Source organism: Variovorax terrae (assembly GCF_022809125.1).
Classification (GTDB): domain Bacteria; phylum Pseudomonadota; class Gammaproteobacteria; order Burkholderiales; family Burkholderiaceae_C; genus Variovorax_A; species Variovorax_A terrae.
In genome coordinates this window covers 3,091,558-3,109,349 of the sequence record NZ_JALGBI010000001.1, presented here as the reverse complement: position 1 = coordinate 3,109,349, position 17,792 = coordinate 3,091,558, and the positions used below count along the sequence as shown (strand labels likewise).

General features: G+C 67.8%; 20 protein-coding genes. 7 read left to right on the top strand and 13 right to left on the bottom strand.

The features are described 5' to 3' along the window. Nucleotides 1–4 precede the first annotated feature (4 nt). Complete coding sequence (locus MMF98_RS14665; protein WP_243307107.1) at nucleotides 5–493, top strand: cyanophycin metabolism-associated DUF1854 family protein; 489 nt, start codon at nucleotides 5–7, stop codon at nucleotides 491–493. 4 nt (nucleotides 494–497) lie between these two features. Here MMF98_RS14665 and MMF98_RS14660 read toward each other — a convergent pair whose 3' ends face one another. Continuing rightward, nucleotides 498–992 (bottom strand): nucleoside deaminase, encoded by a 495-nt coding sequence (locus MMF98_RS14660; RefSeq protein WP_423837602.1) that lies wholly within the window; start codon nucleotides 990–992, stop codon nucleotides 498–500. Nucleotides 993–997: 5 nt separating this feature from the next. Beyond that, nucleotides 998–2,026, bottom strand: coding sequence for an ABC transporter substrate-binding protein (locus tag MMF98_RS14655; protein WP_243307104.1), 1,029 nt, complete (start codon nucleotides 2,024–2,026; stop codon nucleotides 998–1,000). Between the two features lie 259 nt (nucleotides 2,027–2,285). On the opposite strand from MMF98_RS14655, the gene MMF98_RS14650 reads away from it, so the two are divergent. The 5 genes from MMF98_RS14650 to MMF98_RS14630 all read left to right on the top strand — a co-directional run bounded on the left by MMF98_RS14650 (nucleotide 2,286) and on the right by MMF98_RS14630 (nucleotide 7,494). Continuing rightward, complete coding sequence (locus MMF98_RS14650) at nucleotides 2,286–3,329, top strand: aromatic ring-hydroxylating dioxygenase subunit alpha (RefSeq protein ID WP_243307102.1); 1,044 nt, start codon at nucleotides 2,286–2,288, stop codon at nucleotides 3,327–3,329. Between the two features lie 63 nt (nucleotides 3,330–3,392). Further along, the gene (gcvA, locus tag MMF98_RS14645; RefSeq protein WP_243307100.1) at nucleotides 3,393–4,286 is read left to right on the top strand and encodes a transcriptional regulator GcvA; all 894 of its coding nucleotides are present in this window, start codon (nucleotides 3,393–3,395) and stop codon (nucleotides 4,284–4,286) included. A 114-nt stretch (nucleotides 4,287–4,400) separates the two neighbouring features. Then, on the top strand, nucleotides 4,401–5,132 hold the full coding sequence (locus MMF98_RS14640; protein WP_243307099.1) for an RraA family protein: 732 nt from the start codon (nucleotides 4,401–4,403) through the stop codon (nucleotides 5,130–5,132). Further along, nucleotides 5,129–6,496: an MmgE/PrpD family protein gene (locus tag MMF98_RS14635; protein WP_243307097.1), complete on the top strand. Its 1,368-nt coding sequence runs from the start codon at nucleotides 5,129–5,131 to the stop codon at nucleotides 6,494–6,496. Before MMF98_RS14640 ends, MMF98_RS14635 begins: the two co-directional genes overlap by 4 nt. Nucleotides 6,497–6,510: 14 nt before the next feature. Next, entirely contained in the window at nucleotides 6,511–7,494 is a 984-nt protein-coding gene (locus MMF98_RS14630) for a Bug family tripartite tricarboxylate transporter substrate binding protein (protein ID WP_243307095.1), read from the top strand. An 18-nt stretch (nucleotides 7,495–7,512) separates the two neighbouring features. Here MMF98_RS14630 and MMF98_RS14625 read toward each other — a convergent pair whose 3' ends face one another. From MMF98_RS14625 to MMF98_RS14585, 9 genes are all read right to left on the bottom strand, one after another. Next, nucleotides 7,513–7,983: a nucleoside deaminase gene (locus MMF98_RS14625; protein ID WP_243307093.1), complete on the bottom strand. Its 471-nt coding sequence runs from the start codon at nucleotides 7,981–7,983 to the stop codon at nucleotides 7,513–7,515. Continuing rightward, on the bottom strand, nucleotides 7,980–8,750 hold the full coding sequence (locus MMF98_RS14620; protein ID WP_243307091.1) for an ABC transporter permease: 771 nt from the start codon (nucleotides 8,748–8,750) through the stop codon (nucleotides 7,980–7,982). Before MMF98_RS14620 ends, MMF98_RS14625 begins: the two co-directional genes overlap by 4 nt. Before the next feature lie 17 nt (nucleotides 8,751–8,767). After that, complete coding sequence (locus tag MMF98_RS14615; protein WP_243307089.1) at nucleotides 8,768–9,607, bottom strand: ABC transporter ATP-binding protein; 840 nt, start codon at nucleotides 9,605–9,607, stop codon at nucleotides 8,768–8,770. Nucleotides 9,608–9,712: 105 nt separating this feature from the next. Continuing rightward, nucleotides 9,713–10,744 (bottom strand): ABC transporter substrate-binding protein, encoded by a 1,032-nt coding sequence (locus MMF98_RS14610; protein WP_243307088.1) that lies wholly within the window; start codon nucleotides 10,742–10,744, stop codon nucleotides 9,713–9,715. A gap of 200 nt (nucleotides 10,745–10,944) precedes the next feature. Continuing rightward, nucleotides 10,945–11,277, bottom strand: a complete 333-nt coding sequence (locus tag MMF98_RS14605) for a 2Fe-2S iron-sulfur cluster-binding protein (RefSeq protein WP_243307087.1) — start codon at nucleotides 11,275–11,277, stop codon at nucleotides 10,945–10,947. A gap of 29 nt (nucleotides 11,278–11,306) precedes the next feature. Further along, the gene (locus tag MMF98_RS14600) at nucleotides 11,307–11,606 is read right to left on the bottom strand and encodes a ferredoxin (RefSeq protein WP_243307086.1); all 300 of its coding nucleotides are present in this window, start codon (nucleotides 11,604–11,606) and stop codon (nucleotides 11,307–11,309) included. A gap of 12 nt (nucleotides 11,607–11,618) precedes the next feature. After that, entirely contained in the window at nucleotides 11,619–11,954 is a 336-nt protein-coding gene (locus MMF98_RS14595; protein ID WP_243307085.1) for a 2Fe-2S iron-sulfur cluster-binding protein, read from the bottom strand. 77 nt (nucleotides 11,955–12,031) lie between these two features. Next, complete coding sequence (locus tag MMF98_RS14590; RefSeq protein ID WP_243307084.1) at nucleotides 12,032–12,955, bottom strand: ornithine cyclodeaminase family protein; 924 nt, start codon at nucleotides 12,953–12,955, stop codon at nucleotides 12,032–12,034. Nucleotides 12,956–13,069: 114 nt separating this feature from the next. Then, on the bottom strand, nucleotides 13,070–13,762 hold the full coding sequence (locus MMF98_RS14585) for a GntR family transcriptional regulator (RefSeq protein WP_243307083.1): 693 nt from the start codon (nucleotides 13,760–13,762) through the stop codon (nucleotides 13,070–13,072). Between the two features lie 265 nt (nucleotides 13,763–14,027). Here MMF98_RS14585 and MMF98_RS14580 point away from each other — a divergent pair, with 265 nt between their 5' ends. Further along, nucleotides 14,028–15,506 (top strand): gamma-glutamyltransferase family protein, encoded by a 1,479-nt coding sequence (locus MMF98_RS14580; RefSeq protein ID WP_243307082.1) that lies wholly within the window; start codon nucleotides 14,028–14,030, stop codon nucleotides 15,504–15,506. A gap of 23 nt (nucleotides 15,507–15,529) precedes the next feature. On the opposite strand, the gene MMF98_RS14575 is transcribed toward MMF98_RS14580, so the two are convergent. Then, on the bottom strand, nucleotides 15,530–16,246 hold the full coding sequence (locus tag MMF98_RS14575; protein WP_243307080.1) for a sulfite exporter TauE/SafE family protein: 717 nt from the start codon (nucleotides 16,244–16,246) through the stop codon (nucleotides 15,530–15,532). A gap of 2 nt (nucleotides 16,247–16,248) precedes the next feature. Continuing rightward, nucleotides 16,249–17,781, bottom strand: a complete 1,533-nt coding sequence (locus MMF98_RS14570; protein ID WP_243307078.1) for a carboxylesterase/lipase family protein — start codon at nucleotides 17,779–17,781, stop codon at nucleotides 16,249–16,251. Nucleotides 17,782–17,792: the final 11 nt, after the last annotated feature.

The window sequence follows — 17,792 nt, the reverse complement described above, 5'->3', positions numbered from 1 at the left end:
TGACATGACCCCCATGCCCTTATCCCCTGTTCCCGCGTTCGAGCTCGAACGCGACGCGTTTGGCCGCCTGGTGTTCGTGGCGGCCCACGGCGAACGCCACATCGGCGTGGTGCCGGTGCGCGCGTTTCCGATCGCGGCGCCCGACGAAGGCATCTCGATCGTGGGCGCCGACGGCCACGAACTCATCTGGATCGACCGGCTCGACGCGCTGCCCGGGCCGCTGCAGGCCCTGCTGCGCGAAGAGTTTGCGCAGCGCGAATTCGTGCCCGAGATCCGGCGCCTCAAGCAGGTGTCCACGTTCTCCACGCCCAGCATCTGGGAGGTGGAAACCGATCGCGGCGATGCCCGCTTCGTGCTCCATGCCGAAGAAGACATCCGGCGCGTGGGGCGCTTTGCGCTGCTGATCGTCGGCAGCCAGGGCGTGCAGTTCAGCGTGCGCGACATGAGCGCGCTCGACCGCGGCTCGCGCCGGCTGATCGAACGCTTTCTCTGAGCGCTCAGCGCCGCCAGAAACCCTGGTGCGGTTCGCTGGCTTCCTCCCGCAGGGCCGGGCCGATGCATTCGATGGGGTGCGGCGAGGCAGCGAACACGTCGCGGCACGACAGCTCGGCATCGCGCTGCTCGGCGCGTTCGCCGCGGAACACGCGCAGGCTCACGGCGTCGATGCCGAATACCACGCGGCCGATGTTGCACCAGAAGATGGCCCCGGCGCACATCACGCAGGGCTCGCCCGAGGCGTACATCGTGGCACCGGCAAAACGCTCGCGCGGATGCGCGGGCGAGGCCCGGCGCACCGCCTCCGTTTCGGCGTGGGCAGTGCAGTCGCCGGTTTCGGCGGTGGCGTTCCAGGCTTCGGCCAGCACCGCGCCATCGGCCGCGACGATGACGGCGCCAAAGGGCCGGTTGCCGCGCTCGCGGGCGGTGCGCGACAGCTCGATGGCGCGGCGCAGATAGCGACCGTCCTGCTCGGCAAGAAGGGCTTGACCGTTCACGAGGATCACGCCTTCAGCATGCGCTCGGCCCGGTGCGGCAGCATCGAGAGGTTGAAGATGCCGTCGGCGCTCGGGCGGCTCTTGAGGCCGAACACCTCGACTACCTCGTCCACCTGCTGCTCCAGGTACAGCTTGCGGATGTCGCCCAGTCCGTGCGAGCGGGTGTCGGGCGCGCCCACGTACTGCGCAGTGATGCGCCAGCGCTCGAGCTCCACCTTCTCGTCGAGGATGGGCTCGCGCTGGCGCATGGCGGTGATGGACGGCAGCGGGTTGGCAAAGGTTTCCACCAGCGCGCGGTTGGTTGCGCGCAGGAAGCCGGCCACCACCCGGGGGTTCTGGGCGATCAGGCCGGCGCTGGCGAGAATCGCATTGCCATAGAGGTTGACGCCGGCCTGCGCGTACTCGAGCACCGACAGCTCCTCGGGCTTCATGCGCGCGAACAGCGAAATGGCCGAATCGTGGAAGTAGGTGGCGCCGTCCACGTCGCCGCGCACCACGACGTTGTCGCGCGCACTGAAGTCGGTGGTCGCCCACTGGAAGGCTTCGGGCTTCATGCGCAGCTTGCGCGCCACCATGGGCCAGCAGCGGCGCGTGGATTCGACCGCGGCCGCCGCGATCTTCTTGCCTTCCAGGCTCTTGAAATCGGTGGTGATGCCGCGATCCTTGCGCCCGATGATCGCAAACGGTGCGCGGTTGTAGTACTGGTACACGGCCTGCACCAAAGGCGTGCCCGGGTTCTGCACATTGAACTCCATCAGCGAGCTCACGTCGCCGAGGCCCATCTGGTAGACGCCGCTGGCGATGCGGGTGATCGAGGCGACCGAACCCGCTCCCACGTCGAGGGTGACATCCAGCCCCTCATCGCGGTAGTAGCCTCTGGACTGGGCCAGGAAGAAAGCGGCGGTCTGTCCCGTGACACGGAAGTCCAGGGTGAACTTGAGGGGCGTGAGACGGGCGGCGGGCTGGCTCCGCACGGAGGGGGCGGCGAGCGCGGCGGCGCTGGCGGATGCGGCGAGAAAGTGACGGCGTTTCATGGCAACTCCTGCTCGGACATGGCTTTGGGCTGCCCCGCCGTTGGCAGCGGGGCCACACAAGAGCAATTTCCGGGCGGCGGGTGAACCGGCCGCTGAACGCTTCTACTCTCTGCACGGGCTCAAGCATTTCGTGTGCCAGCGCGTTCTGGGTGCGTTTATTGCTAACATGGTTCGCGAGAGTAGAAGCGTTCACCGGCGGCCCGTCTGGGCGGTCGATCGGAAATTGCTCTTGGACTTTTCCCGTTTCAAGGAGCGCTTCATGTTGGTGTCCCAACAACCCATCTTCCGCAAGTTCTGGCATGCCGTCATGCCTTTGAGCGAGCTGCAGTTCGGCCCCAAGCCGTTCACCCTGCTGGGCGAGAACATCGTGCTGTTCATCGACGAGACCGGCGAGCCGGCCGCGCTGCGCGACCGCTGCTGCCACCGAACGGCCCGGCTGTCTAAGGGCTGGTGCGTGGACGGCGCAGGCCAGGCCTGCGGCACCGGTGCGCTGCGCTGCGGCTACCACGGCTGGACCTACGACCGCAGCGGCCGCGTGATCATCATCCCGCAGTACGAGGCGGATCGCCCGGTCCCGCCCGACTACAAGACCACGGCCTACCACTGCACCGCGCGCTACGGCTATGCTTGGGTGGCGCTGGAGGATCCGGTGGCCGCCATCCCCGACATCCCGGAGTTCGCCGATCCGGCCTGGCGCACCATCTTCCAGTTCTACGAGCGCTGGCAGACCAGCCCGATGCGGGCGCTGGAGAACTCGTTCGACAATTCGCACTTCAGCTTCGTGCACCGTGCCACCTTCGGTGTGGCCGCCGCGCCCAAGCCCAGCCGGTATGAGCTGGTGGAGAACGAAGCGGGCTTCTACGCCGAAACGGTGGTCGACGCGAGCAACCCGGTGAAGTTCCAGCGCATCAGCGGCGTGAGCGATCCCATCACCCAGCGCCACATGCGCAATGCCTATTTCCTGCCGTTCTCGCGCCGGCTCGACATCGAGTACCCCAGCGGCATCCGTCACGTGATCATCAACTGCTTCACGCCGATCAACGACGGCAGCATCCAGCTGTGCCAATGGCTGTTTCGCAACGACACCGAAGCGGACTGCCCGGCGCAGATGCTGATCGACTTCGACGAGGAGATCACGCGCGAGGACAAGGACATCCTGGAGTCCACCGATCCCGATGCCGTCATCGACATGCGCCGGCGCGGCATCGAGTACTCGATGGATTCGGACCGGCCTGGCATGCTGATCCGCAAGCACCTGATGCAACTGCTGGCGCGCCACGGCGAGGCCGAGGTGCATCGCTGACGCGGGGCGGTTGCGGCGCATACTTCGCGCTGCCGGCCCCGCGAGGCCGTGCCCGGAACCCCGATGAAGAAAACACGCCTGCCATCCACTGCCGCGCTGCTGGCCTTCGAGAGCGCCGCGCGGCACCTGAACTTCAGCCGCGCGGCGGCCGAACTGCACCTGACGCAAGGCGCCGTCAGCCACCAGGTGCGCCAGCTCGAGGCGCAACTGGGCGTGGCGCTGTTCGAGCGAGTACGCCAGCGGGTGCTGCTGACGGGCGCCGGGGTGCGCTACCTCGGCGAGGTCGAACGCATCCTGGGCGACCTGGCCCAGACCACGCACCGTGCCATGGCCGCGGGCGACAAGGAGGTGCTCAACCTCGCCGTGGTGCCAACCTTCGCCGCCAAGTGGCTGGTGCCGCGCCTGCATGATTTCCTGGCGCGGCATCCGGACGTGAACGTCAACTTCGTGTCGCGCAACGCACCGTTCGATTTCGACAAGGAACCCTTTGATGCCGCCATCCACTATGGCGAGCCCACCTGGGCGCATGCATTCGTGAGCCCGATCATGGAAGAGGACATGATTCCGGTGTGCAGCCGCACCTTTCGCCAGCGGCACCGCATCCGCACGCCGCAGGATCTGGCCCGTGCCGCGCTGCTCCAGCAGTTCACGCGGCCGTCGGCCTGGGCCGACTGGTTCAGCCAGTTCGAGCTGGACGGCGAACACCTGTTCCGCGGCCTGCGCTTCGACAGTTTCAACATGATCTGCGAAGGCGTCCGGGCCAGTCTGGGGGCGGCCCTGCTGCCGCGCTTCCTGGTGGAAGAGGAGATCGCGCGCGGCGACTTTGTGCTGCTGGCCCCACAAGGCCTGCCGAGTTCGCGCGGCTACCACCTCGTCTGTCCCGAGGCCAAACGCGACGCGCCGGCCGTGCAGGCCTTCCGCGATTGGCTGACGGAGGTCGTGCGTCGGCCCACTTGATTAAAAATAATGATCAACTGATCAGAACATATCGTTTTGACGCCGTGGGGCCCGTCGGCAGAATCCATGAGCGCCATCGAGGGCGTGAAAGAGATTCAGCAACCGATGGAACCTATGAATTCACCCCTGTCCCTGGGACGGCGCTGGAAAGCGCCCGTGGTGCCGTTTCGCATCCGGCGCCAGTTTCCACGGCCGGAGCCCGCCCAGGTCGGCGCACTGCGGGGCGTGGACGTGACCCGCATCAGCGACCTGGTGGGCCGCATGTACACCTGCGACGCTTCGATCCGGCCGCTGTGTTCGCCGGCAGTGCCGGTGGTCGGCATCGCCACCACGGTGAAATGCCCGCCGGGTGACAACCTCGCCCTGATGCGGGCCCTGCGCATGGTCGAGCCGGGCGACGTGCTGGTGGTGGACGGCCAGGGCTTCACGCAGTGGTGCCTGGGCGGCTTCCAGCTGCTGCAGATGGCACGCGACCACCATGGGCTGGCCGGCATCGTGGTCAACGGCGCCTACCGCGACGTGCTGGAGGCGCAGGCAGCCGGGTTCCCGTTGTATGGCCTGGCCGTTTCGCCGCACTCGGGTCCGAAGCTCGGCCCCGGCGAAATCAACGTGCCGGTGTGTTGCGGCGGCGTGATCGTGCATCCCGGCGACGTGGTCGCCGCCAGCGGTGAAGGCGTGGCGGTGGTGCCGCGCGATGCGCTTGGCGCGGTGGTGGCGGCGCTGCAGGCCAGTGAACCGGCACCGGGTGCGCCGCGCGACGACCACGGCATTCTGGACTTCGTGGACGACATGGACCGGCAGATCGACGCCTGGTTTGCCGCCGGGCGCGGGCAGGTCCTCGAATGACCGGCGTTGCACTGACCCGCGTGCTCGCCGAGTTCGTGGCCGGCCACCGCGGCGAAACCATGCCTGCGGCGGTGGGCCAGGAAGCCACGCGGGCCATCGCGGATTGCATCGGTGCCGCCATGGCCGGGCGCAGCGAGCCGGTGGCCGGCATCGTCAGCGCACAGGCTGCCGGCGAGACCGGGCCCTGCGTGCTCTGGGGGCATGGGGCCACGACCACCGCGCGCAACGCTGCCCTGATCAACGGCTGCGTGGCGCACGCCCATGCGATCGACGACACCCATGAGTCGATGCGCGGCCATCCCTCGGTGCCGGTGGTGCCGGCGGTCTTTGCGGTGGCGGACGAGATCGGGGCCGGCGGCGCGCAGCGCCTGTCGGCCTATGCGGTGGGCGTCGAAGTCGCCGCCAAGCTCGGGCGCGCGGTGAACGACCGGCATGCCCAGATCGGCTGGCACACCACCTGCACGCTGGGCAGCGTGGGCGCAGCCGCGGCCGCGGCGCACCTGCTCGGACTGGATGCGCATCGCACGGCGCATGCCCTGGGCATGGCCGCGTCGATGGCCGGTGGGCTGCGCGTGAACTTCGGCACCATGACCAAGCCCCTGCACGCCGGTCTGGCCGCGCACAACGGTGTGCTGGCGGCGCGGCTGGCGGCCGGCGGCATGACCGCCAGTCCCGTGGCGCTGGAAGGCGGCGAGGGCTTTCTTGATCTGTTCTGCGGCGCCGTCCACTCGCGCCCCGAGCGTGCCGTCGAGTCGCTGGGGCAGCCCTACGAACTGCTGCAGCCCGGCATCGTCTACAAGCTGTACCCGACCTGTTCGCTGATGCACGCCCTGATCGACCTCGTGCTCGATGCCGTGGCCGGCGGGCACATTGAACGCCACGACGTGGCGCAGGTGCGTTGCCGGATCAGCCGCCGCCTGGAGGCGGCGCGCGGCAAGCGCTGGCCCGCGGGCGGCATGGAAGCCAAGTTCCATGTGGAGTACTGCGTGGGGGTTGCGCTCGCCTACGGCCGCCAGGCACTGGGCGATTTCAGCGACGCAAGTGTCCATGACCCGCTGCTGCGGCCGTGGGCCGACCGCATCCTGGTGGAGGTCGGCGACGACTTCCCTGCGGACAATGGCGATTTCGCCGAGGTCATCGTGACCCACCGGACGCGGCCCGAATTCCGTGCGCGCCAGGCCAAGCCGCGTGGCCACCCGAGCCTGCCCCTGTCGGCCGCCGAGCATGCCGGCAAGTTCGTTCGCTGCGCGCAGCCGCTGCTCGGTGAAGCCCGCGCGCGCAACCTGCATGAGACGCTGATGCAGATGCCAGCACTGACGGCGGATGACCTCCGCCGGGCGCTGGCTCTCGATTCCCAACCTTGAACCGGAGAAATACCATGTTTTCAAACCTGCGGCGCCATACGCTGGCCTGCGCGCTGACCGTGCTGGCGGGGCTGCCCCTGCTGGCGCAGGCCCAGGGCGCCGAGCGCGACATCAATCTCGTGGTCGGCTACCCGGCGGGCGGCGCGCTGGACGCGATGGCCCGCGTGCTGGGCCAGAAGCTCTCGGCGCTGCGCGGCAAGCCGGTGATCATCGACAACCGTCCAGGCTTCTCGGGCAATATCGGCGCCCAGTACGTGGCCAAGGCGCCGGCCGACGGCAACACGCTGCTGATGGCGCCGATCACGTCCTACGCGATGAATGCGACGCTGATGGCCGGCACCAACGGCTACGACCTCGTGAAGGATTTCGAGCCGGTGGCGATCTCGGCCAACCTGCCCAACGTGATGATCGCCAACCAGTCGCTGCCGGCGAACACGCTGCAGGAATTCATCCAGCTCGCGAAAGCGAAACCCGGCGCGTACTCGTTCGCGACCACGGGCAACGGATCGCTGGAGCACATTGCCGGCGAAATGCTCAAGCGCGAGGCAAGGATCGACCTGCTGCCCGTGCCCTACAAGGGCTCGGCACCAGGCGTGACGGACCTGATCGGCGGGCAGATCAACGTCATGTTCGTCAACGTGTCCACCGCGCTGAACAACCTCAAGACTGGCCGCATCAAGGTGCTGGCCGTGTCCAATGCCCAGCGCATCGCGGCGCTGCCGGATGTGCCGACCTTTCGCGAGTCCGGCATCCGCCTGGGCAACGACGTGGTGTCCATCTTCGGCATCATGGCGCCGCGCGGCACGCCCAGGCCGGTGGTCGATCGGCTCAATGCCGACTTGAACCGCGTCATGCGCGACCCGGAGGTCAAGGCCCGCTTCGAGCAGCAGGGGGTGGATCTGGTGATCGACACGCCGGCGCATGCCGCCCAGGTGATCGCATCCCAGGTCGATGTGTGGCGCAAGGTGTTTCGCGACACCGGCATCAGCTTGCAGTGATGCGGCGGCCTCGCGCCGCTAGGTCCAGAAGCCGCGGTGCAGCGCCGCGATCTCTTCTGCCACCGCCTCCACGGGGCCGATGACCTCGACCGCCTTCTGGCCGCTCGCGAACACCGTGCGGCAGGGCAAATCCAGGGTCGGATTCTCCTGGTGGCTTCCGGTGAGCGCCAGCAGGCGCTGCTCGGTCATGCCGAAGACCAGGCGGCCGATGTGGGCCCAGTATTGGGTGCCGGCGCACATGGCGCAGGGCTCCACCGTGGTCACGAGCGTGCAGCCCCAGAGATAGTCGGCGGAGAAATTCTGCGCCGCGCTGCGAGCCAGCACGGCCTCGGCATGGTTGACCGTGTCCACATTGCCCTGCTCGGCCAGCACGGTCTCGCCATCGGGCGCGACCAGGACCGCGCCAAACGGATGCCTCCCCAGCGACAGCGCGTGGCGCGCCACCTCGTTGGCGCGCCGCAGGTGGCGCTGCACCTGTTCCGGGCTCATTCGCCCTGCGAGCCGCGGTGGGCCCAGGCCGTGGTGTGTTTTTCCACGTAGCTGAACAGCTCGTACATCACCATCGCCATGGCGCCGACCACCACCAGGCCCGCAAAGGCCAGGCCCATCTGCATGGCAGAGCCGGCGGAGATCAGCAGGTAGCCGATGCCCTCATTGGCGGCCGTCATCTCGGAGACGGTGGTGCCGACGAAGGCCAGCGTGATGGCGACCTTGAGCGAGCCGTAGAAGTAGGGCATGGAGCGCGGCAGGCCGACCTTGATCAGCACGTCCCAGCGCTTGGCGCCGAGCACGCGCAGCACATCTTCCAGCTCGGGCTCCAGCGTGGCGAGCCCGGTGGCGATGTTCACCATGATGGGGAAGAACGAGATCAGGAAGGCGGTGAGGATGGCGGGCCCGACGCCGATGCCGAACCACACCACCAGGATCGGCACGAAGGCGGCCTTGGGCAGCGCATTGAAGGCGGTCATCAGGGGGTACATGGCGGCATAGGCCAGGCGCGAACTGCCGATCACGAAGCCCAGCAGCACCCCGACCACGATGGCGATGCCGAAGCCCGCCATGGTGACCCAGAAGGTGCGCCAGGCGTGGCCGGCGATGATGAGCTTGAACTCCATGAACTGGGTCCAGATGCGCCACGGGCTCGGGAAGATGAACTCGGACACGTTGAAGGCCGCGCAGATGAACTGCCACAGCATGATGACGGCGACCAGCAGGATCCAGGGGGACCAGCGCTCGATCTGTTTTCTGTTCTTCATGGCTTGTGTGCTCGCTTCTACTGATGGACCTCGGCGCCCTGCTTACGGATGGCGCCAATGTGGCCGCGCAGCTCGAGCACGATGTCGGTGAATTCCTTGGTGTAGGTGACCTCCAGGTCGCGCGGGCGCGGCAGGTTGATCTCGCGCTTGACCACGAAGCGCCCGGGGCTCTTGCTCATCACATACACGGTGTCGGCCAGGAACACCGATTCGCGCAGGTCGTGGGTGACCAGGATGACGTTGAATTTCTGTTCGGTCCAGAGGTCGCGCAGGATGCACCACAGCTCCTCGCGCGTGAAGGCGTCGAGCGCGCCGAAGGGCTCGTCGAGCAACAGCATCTTGGGCTCGTGGATCAGCGCGCGGCAGATCGAGGCGCGCTGCTGCATGCCGCCCGAGAGCTGCCATGGGAATTTGTCCTCGTAGCCGCCCAGGCCCACCTTCTGCAGCAGGCGGCGGGCGCGCTCCTCGTATTCCTTGCGCTTGCGCTTGTGCTTGAAGCTGGAGCGGTAGGGCTCGACGATCTCCAGCGGCAGCAGCACGTTGTCCACGGTGGTGCGCCAGGGCAGCAGCGAGGGCGCCTGGAAGGCCATGCCCGAGATCTTGAGCGGGCCGGCGACCGGTTGGCCGTCGATCAGGATCTTGCCCATCGACGGCATCTTCAGCCCGGTGGTGAGCTTCATGAAGGTGGACTTGCCGCAACCCGAAGGGCCGACGATGGCGATGAACTCGCCCTCGCGCACCTTGAGGTCGATGGCTTCCACCGCGAAGTGGTTCTGGGCGAGCAGCTCGTCATTGTAGGCGAGCCAGACGTCGCGGAAGTCGACAAAGTAGTCGGATTCGGGAGGGGCAGTGGGCATGGTGGTATGACTGAGACCGAAGCCTATCGGCTCCGGCGGGGCAGGAGAGTCAGCGCGCACGGAGCGCCGCGCGAAAGGGCGGCTGCCCTTTCGCGGTTCAAGGCATCACTTCTTCGCGGGCAGCACGTTCAGCTCGGCCTGGGACGGCAGGAACGAGCCGTTCCAGACCGCCTCGGGATTCACGCGCGTCTTGGTGGCGAATGCGTCCGACACCTGGGAGGCCATCAGCGACATGCGCCCGGGATTGGCCTGGCCGAAGCCTTCGGCTCGCGCGTCGGGGCTGTTGATCACGGTGTCGATGGCCAGCTTCAGGCGGCGCGTTTCGAGCGCCACGTTGATGATGCCGTCACGCTGCTTCACGTACTCGATCGCGGCTTCGGGCTTGGCCATGACTTCCTTGGCGCCCTTGGCGAAGGCCTGCAGGAAGGCCTTCACCGCGCCCGGGTTGTCCTTGATGATCTGGGGCGAGGCAATGATGACGTTGCCGTAGAGCTTCACGCCGTAGTCGGCGTAAGGCAGGATCACCACCTCGTCGGCCTTGGCGCCGCGCGCCTCGAGATTGAGCAGGGAGGTGAACGTGAAGCCGGTGATGGCGTCCACGTCGCCGCGCATCAGCATGGTTTCGCGCAGCGGCGGGTCCATGGAGGTCCATTGCACGCTGCTCACGTTGTTGGCCTTGGCGAAGATCGGGAAGGCGCGGCGTCCGGCATCGAACACCGGGGCGCCGAGCTTCTTGCCGTTCAGGTCGGCCGGGCTCTTGATGCCGGATTTCTTGAGCGCCATCACCGACGCCGGCGTATTGTTGTAGACCATCATCACGGCCACCGGCTTGTTCGGCGCATCGGGATTGTTGGCGTGGAACTCCATCAGCGCGGCGAGGTCGGCAAAACCGATCTGGTAGGCCCCCGATGCCACGCGCTGCACTGCGCCGCCGGAGCCGTTGCCTGCATCGACGGTCACATCGAGCTTGGCGTCCTTGAAGTAGCCCTTGGCGGCGGGCAGCAGGAACAGGGCGGCGGGGCCTTCGAAGCGCCAGTCGAGCTGGAATTTGATGGGCGTGGTCTGGGCCTGGGCGCTGGCGAAGGCGCCCGCTGCGGCAAGGGCGGCCGTGATTTGGAGGAAAACGCGTTTTTGCATGAAGGCTCCTGAACTTTGAGAATCAGCGGAAAGCAAAATCGGTGCCTGTTGCTTGTTCTGATGCACCATTTGCATGCTTCATTCTGGCTTCATTCGCGCATATCAAGGTGCGTGTTAACCCCGGAAATACCCCGATCAGGTGCATTCAACCAGGGCTGGGCCCAAGCGCCCCCATCGCGGGCGCTGCGAGCCGTGGGGAGTCAGGAGAGGGTGGCTGGCCTGAGGCTGGGGGAGACGGGGGCCGGCTTGCGCGGCTCCCAGGACACACTGACGTTGCCGTGGATGAACGTCTGGCAGGCCATGCGGTAGCCGTCCCGGATGTCGGCTTCGGACAGATGCTTTCGTTCCTTGTCCTTGATGCCATCCGTGTTCTCGAGCCCCTGCTCGATCTTGCAGCGACAGGTGCCGCACAGGCCCCCTCCGCACTTGAAGGGGATGCCGCCCTGTTCACGCAGCGACACGCGCAGCAGATTGCTGTTCTCCGGCGCCTTGACGGCTTTGGCCTGGTTGGTAATGAAAATTACTTCAATCATCGGTCGGGGTTCGGCAAGGGTGGGGAGGGTCACTGTCTGACCAGTTCGGCATCGCCGCCGCCGCAGGCCGCCAGATGCATGAGCTGGCCGCGGGCGTGGTCAAGGGTGCTGAATTTCTCCAGAAACTTGGACGGCACATGGTTGACCACCGGAGGAAATGTTTCATCGACGATGCGCACCTTCACGGCGGTGAGCAGTTCGGCAATCACGAACCGGGCCCGGGCCCGGCCGCAGAACCGGTATTCGTAGGTCTCCAGCGGCTGCAGGCCGTCAACGGCCTCGGTCCTGAACTGGCCGGGCCGGCTGGTGAGGATCACATACGTGGACATGGCATTCGCTCCTCAGGCGCAGGCCGGCAAGGCGCCGGCGCCGCCGTCGGTGGCGGCTTCTTCCTGCGTCAATTCCAGATCGTGGTGGATCCACAGCTGGCAGACGAGGCGATAGCCGCGCTCGAGGCGCTCGCCCAATTGCTTCTTTTCCTTCCAGTTGGGCGCGGGCAGATGCTCGGCGCCGCGGTCGATGCGGCAGGCGCACTTGGCGCATTTGCCCATGCCGCAGCCATAGACGAGGTTGGGATAAGGGAACTGGCGGACACCGGCCCGCACCACCAGGTTGGTGTTTTCCTTGACCTCGTCTTCGTAGGTGTGTCCGCTCTTGTGGAATACGACTTTGGGCATATCAAGGATATGAGGAGGTACTGTGAATTTGGAATATTGTATACCAAAAATAACAGCCAACCCTCTACGAAGTGCTTCTAGGCGTGTTTGCCATCCATGATGCGGCTGTAGGCAAAGCCGGCCAGGGCCACATCTTCGAGGCCCACGCCGACCGATTTGTAGATCAGGATGTCATTGTTGTTTCGGCGCGGCTGCGCCTCGCCTGTGACCACCTGGGCCAGTTCCACGATTTTGCGGTCGGGCAGGATGCCTGGGGCGGCCATCACGATGTCGCCGGCCTCGCGCATGGATTGCGTTCGCCACTCGACCACCAGCGCCGCGCAGCGCTCCAGCGCCGAATCATCGAGTTCGCGGGTGTGTGGCAGGCTGGAGCCAATGGCCGCCACGAATGCGCCCGGCCGCAGCCGCTGGCCTGAAAACAGGGGCTCCGGCGAGCGCGAGGCCGTGATGACAAGATCGGCTTGCGCCACGGCTTCTTCCGGCGCGGCCAGGCTGACCGGAACGCCGCAGCTTCGGGACAGCCGCTCCGCCGCGTCATCGGGCGCATAGGGATCGCACAGCAGGATGTGCTGCAGCGCGAAATGCTCCGCGAACTGCCGGGCATGGGCGCTGCCCTGCGTGCCTGCGCCATACAGGGCGAGCACGCGCGCATCGCTGCGGGCCAGGTGCTGCGCGGCCAGGGTCGAGCAGGCGGCGGTGCGCAGCCGGGTGATGGCGCCGGCATCGAACGAGGCCAGGGGCCGGCCGTCCACCGTGGAAAAGATCAGGATGACGAACGAGAACCGGCCCTGGATGGTGGTGTAGACCTTCGCGCCGGCGACCTGCTGGTCGGGCAGGACGGCTCCCAGTGTCGAGAGCTTGACGCCGCCCGACTCGGTGCGGATACGCTCCTGCATGGCGGCGTGGCCCTGGCCGAAGCTCAGGTAGGCATCGCGCATCACGGCCAGCGCATCGGCCGGCGTGACATGGCGTTCCACCATCTCATCATTCATGTGCAGCATGGCGCACGCATCCTTTCGTGGTTGAAGTTAGCAGGCGCGCGATTTCCCCGGCATCCGGGCGCGCCGGGGTGCCGCAGGAAACAGCGAGGCGGGGGCCCCGTGGCGGAAAAAGACTCAGGGGGCCGGCGGGCGGCTTGCAGCGTAGGCCTGGGCGGCGTTGTGCACGTGCTGCATGGCCAGCAGCGAGGCCAGTTCCCCGTTGCCGGCAATCACGGCCTGCAGGATCTGGGCGTGCTCCTCCCAGTTCTGCCGCGCGCGCTGCATGTTGCTGGGGGCGAACAGCAGGCCGGTGCGTTCGCGCAGCGAACGCATCAGTTCGGTGAGGACACCATTGTTGGCGATGGTGGCCAGCAGTTCGTGAAACTGTGCATTCAGCTCGACGAAGCGTTCGGTGTGCCCATCGTTGACAGCCGTTTTGCCCTGGTCCAGGACGTCCTGCAGCCGGGCGACCGTCTTGTCGTCGCGTCGCTGGGCTGCCAGCTTGGCGTTCAGCCCTTCGAGCGTGGCCCGCACTTCGACCATGTCATGCGCCATCTGGTCCGACAGCAGCGCCACCGAAGCGCCGCGCCGCGGCTCGATGGTGAGCAGGCCCTCGGCCGCCAGGAGGCGCAGGGCTTCGCGAATGGGGATGCGGGAGACTCCCATTTCCTCCGACAGATGGCCTTCGACCAGGCGGTGGCCGGTCGGAAACTCGCCGCTCAGGATGCGCTCGCGCAGGGTGTCGCTGATGATGGCGGAGAGCGGCCGATGCTGCTCCCCGAGCTTCACCGGGGATGTCGTCGCAACGGGCAGACTGGAGGCAGGCATATCGATGAGTTGCGGCCGGTATTTCGGTTGAATGTATACCTATTGTAGTCACCCGCGGCCGTACGGTTCGCAAGAGAAGGAGGGGGCTACCCGTCAACGCTGCTGAGGCGGCACCACTGCTGCCCGAGGCCATGGCGACTCTCGCCCTTGCAGGAGCAGGATGTCGGGTCGCGGGCGTCTTTCTCATGTTTTATCGAGATTATTGAATATAGTATACTAAATTTACTGAGGTAAACAACTGACGGCCGCCGAAGAGGCTGCTCCTATGACCATGACCCCATCCCCTTCTCTTCGCGAAGCTGTTCGCGCCCACCGCTGCATGGTGGCGACCGGCCATCCGCTGGCCGCGGCGGCGGCGTTGAACCTGTTGCGCGAAGGCGGCTCCGCCGTCGATGCCGCCATCGGGGCGGATGCCGTGTTGGGCGTGGTCGAGCCGATGGCGACCAGCATCGGTGGGGACCTGCTTGCCATGCTGGTGCCGGCGCAAGGGCCAGCGCATTGCTACAACGGCACGGGCCGGGCGCCCGCCGCGCTGTCGCCGGAGCAGGTTGCTCGCCTGCCCGGGGCCCGCATCCCCGAGCGCCATGCCTATTCCGTGACCACGCCGGGCGTGGTGCGCGGCTGGCATGACCTCCATCAGCGCCATGGCCGGCTGGACTGGCCGCGGCTGTTCACTGCCGCCATCGAGGCTGCGCAGCAGGGCTTTCCCGTCGCGCCGGTGGCCGCGCGTGAGTGGGCTTTGTTCGAGCCCGTGCTGCGGGCCGATCTGCACTGCGCCGCGCTGTACCGTGCAGGCCGCACGCCACGCGCCGGTGAACGTTTTTCCAACCCTGAACTGGCGGCCGTGCTGCGCGCCATCGCCGAGGGCGGCTGGCAGGCGTTCTACCATGGGGCGGTGGCGAACGCGGTGGCCCGGGCCTCCCAGGAGCGAGGGGGGCTGCTGAGCACGGAGGATCTGGCGGCACACAGTGGCAATTTCGACGAACCGCTGTCGGCGTCGTTCCGTGGCTTGCAGGTGCTGGAGTGTCCGCCCAACACGCATGGCGTGGCGGTGCTGGATGCCCTGCGCGCCATCGAGTCCCTGGATCTGGACACGAACAGGCCCCGGGCGATGGCTCAGTTGGTCGATGCGATGGCCGAGGCCATGGCCAACGCCAGGAGAACCGTGGCCGATCCCTCGGGCAACACGGTCTGCACGGTCGTGGTCGATGGCGATGGGCTGGCCGTCACCTTGATGAGCAGCATCTTCAAGCGCTTCGGTTCGGGGATTGCGGTGCCGGGCTGTGGCTTCGTGCTGCAGAACCGGGGTTTCGGTTTCGCAGGGCTGGACCATATCAACGGCCCCGCAGGCGGGAAGCGCCCTTTCCATACGGTCGTGCCCGGTGCCGCGCTGCGCGATGGGCGTTTCCATGCCGCATTCGGAGTCGTGGGCGGGCTGATGCAGCCGCAAGGCCATCTGCAACTGCTGCTGCGCCTGGCGGCCTGGCAGCAGCCGCTGCAGCAGGCCATCGATGCGCCGCGCTGGCGGCTGGAGCCGGACAACCGCCTGGCCGTCGAGGCCGGCATGCCAGACGACTTCACGAAGGCCTTGCGGGCGGCCGGCTACGCCGAACCGGCGGCGGGAGCGGGAGAACTGGCGGGGCGCAGCGATTTTGGCGGCGCCCAGGTGGTGCTGCGCGAAGAGGACGGGCGCCTGGCCGGCGGCACCGATCCGCGCAAGGACGGCATGGCCTGCGGAGACTAGGGTGAACAGGCCCTGAGATCTGTTCAGCGGTGCTGCCACAGCAGCACCAGGGCCGACAGGGCGCACACGCCCAGCACCAGGCGGCGCAATGCCGTGGCATCGATGCGTTCGCGCAGCGGATTGGACAGCCAGAAACCCAGGGCCAGCGCGGGCAGCAGCAACAGGCTGCGCTGCACTTCGGGCCAGCCGAAGCGGCCTATGCCTGACAGCACCGCGAGCGAAACCGCCGAGCCTGCCACGAGAAAGAGCCCGATGGTGGCGCGCAGGCGGGCAGGCGCCATGTTCTGCATCACCAGCCCCATGGGGGGCGTGCCCACCGAGGTGATCGTGCCCATGAATCCCGAGGCGAAGCCCGCGCCACCCATGACCAGCGGACTGGCACGGATGCGCCAGCCCGAGAGGCTCAGGGCCACGGCCCCCAGGATCAGCCCCGCGAAGAGCAGCGCAAAGGCCGAGCGCGGCAGCAGGCCCATGGCCAGGCCGGCCAGCAGGGAGCCCGGCACCCGTCCGGCCAGGGCCGCCGCGGCGGCGCGGTAGTCGATGGCCTGGCGCTCGCGCAGCGCGGCCAGCAGCGAGACACAGCCGCCCAGGAAGATCATCGGCCCCGGCACCAGGTCGGGAGACACCAGCGCCACCAGCGGCGCCGCAAACAGCGCGAAGCCGATGCCGCCGGCACCCTGCAGGCAGGCGCCTGTCATCACGGCCAGCGCGCACCAGAGCGTGTCGGTCGACAGCACCATGCTCAGCTCGCGTAGCCTGCCCAGAGGGCCAGGCGATCAGGCCGGTGTAGCGGCATGGCCCGCGGCGCGGGGGCCGCGAACTGCATGGCGCGGGGTTGCCGGGTGTCAAACGCCGGCCACGGCGACGGGGTGGACGGAACACCGTCCCGCGCGAACGATCCCCAGGCGGCGCGCATGGCCTGCGAGAGGGTCCGGACGTCGTCCGAGGCCTCCAGCTTGCCTGCGAAATGCGCATGGCCCGTGGTGCCGAAGACGAAGGGTACGTCGCTGGCGTGCGGCGAGCCGCGGCCCGGAGCCGCCACCGGCTGGGCAAACTCGTAGGCATAGGTGCCGTGTCCCGCGCGCGCCTGGCGCGCGGCGAAATGCACGATGGGGGCTCGGAACACGAGATCGGTGTACAGCGCCGACCACGCGCGGGCCGGGTCGCGGGCAGCCTCGTAGGCAGCGGTGAGTGCGGCGATATCGGGGCCGGTATCGAACGCATGGTGCAGGCGCGCCAGCGCGGCGGCGCGCTCGGCGAAGGCCTCGACGGTGCGCGGTGGCTGCAGCGGCGCGATCTCGCGGCCTTCGCCATCGCGCAGGTCGAACCAGAAATCCGCCTCGTCACGGGTCCAGCCCAACAGGGTCGGGCAGGGGGCGGGCGGCGTGTCGTAAGACCAGGCCCGCAGCAGGCGGCCGTCGCACACCGGGGCGGTGCGGGGGCGGCCCATGATGGCGGCCAGCTCCGGCGACGCCGCGAGCGCCTGCTCCGCCTGCTGCAGCGCGCGGCCGTCCATCTCGCGCAGCTGCGGCACGGTACGGTCCAGTTGCCGCGCGAGGAACTCGGTGTACTGCGCCGCGGCGTCGAGCTCCACGAACAGCGGCGGGCGGAACAGTGGCGGGCTTTGCAGCACCAGCCGGTGGTAGCTGCCCGCAGCCAGGCCATGGCCCGCGATCAGGGCCGCGTTGGCGGCGCCCGAGGACTGGCCTGCCAATGTCACCTGGCCCGGGTCGCCGCCGAAGGCAGCGATGCTGCGCTGCACCCAGTCGAGCGCCGCGAGTTTGTCCTGCAGGCCCCAGTTGGCGCAGTGGCCGCTTGCCTCATCCTGCAGCGCGGGATGGGCGAGGCCGCCCAGCGCGCCGAGCCGGTAGTTCAGGGTGACGACCACCAGACGCTGCTCGCGCGCGAGCGTGCTCCCGTCGAAGGCCGCGCCGGCACCATGGCCGTTGCGTGTCTGGCCGCCGTGCACCCAGACCAGCACCGGCAGCCTGGCGTGGAGGTCCGGGGTCCAGACGTTCAGGAACAGGCAGTCCTCGCTCTGATCCGGGCAGGCGTCGTTGAGCCAGGTCTGATGGCCCTTCAGCGTCTGCAGGCTGGCCGGCCCCGGCCGCAGGGCCTCGCGCAGGCCGGGCCACGGAACCGGGGGGCGCGGCGAGCGCAGGCGCAGCGCTCCGGTGGGCGCCGCCGCATAGGGAATACCGAGAAAGCGCGTGACGCCCTGGCTGCTGCTGCCCTGGAGGCGGCCCCAGGGAGTCTCGACGATGGAAGATGGCATGCGGCAGCGAC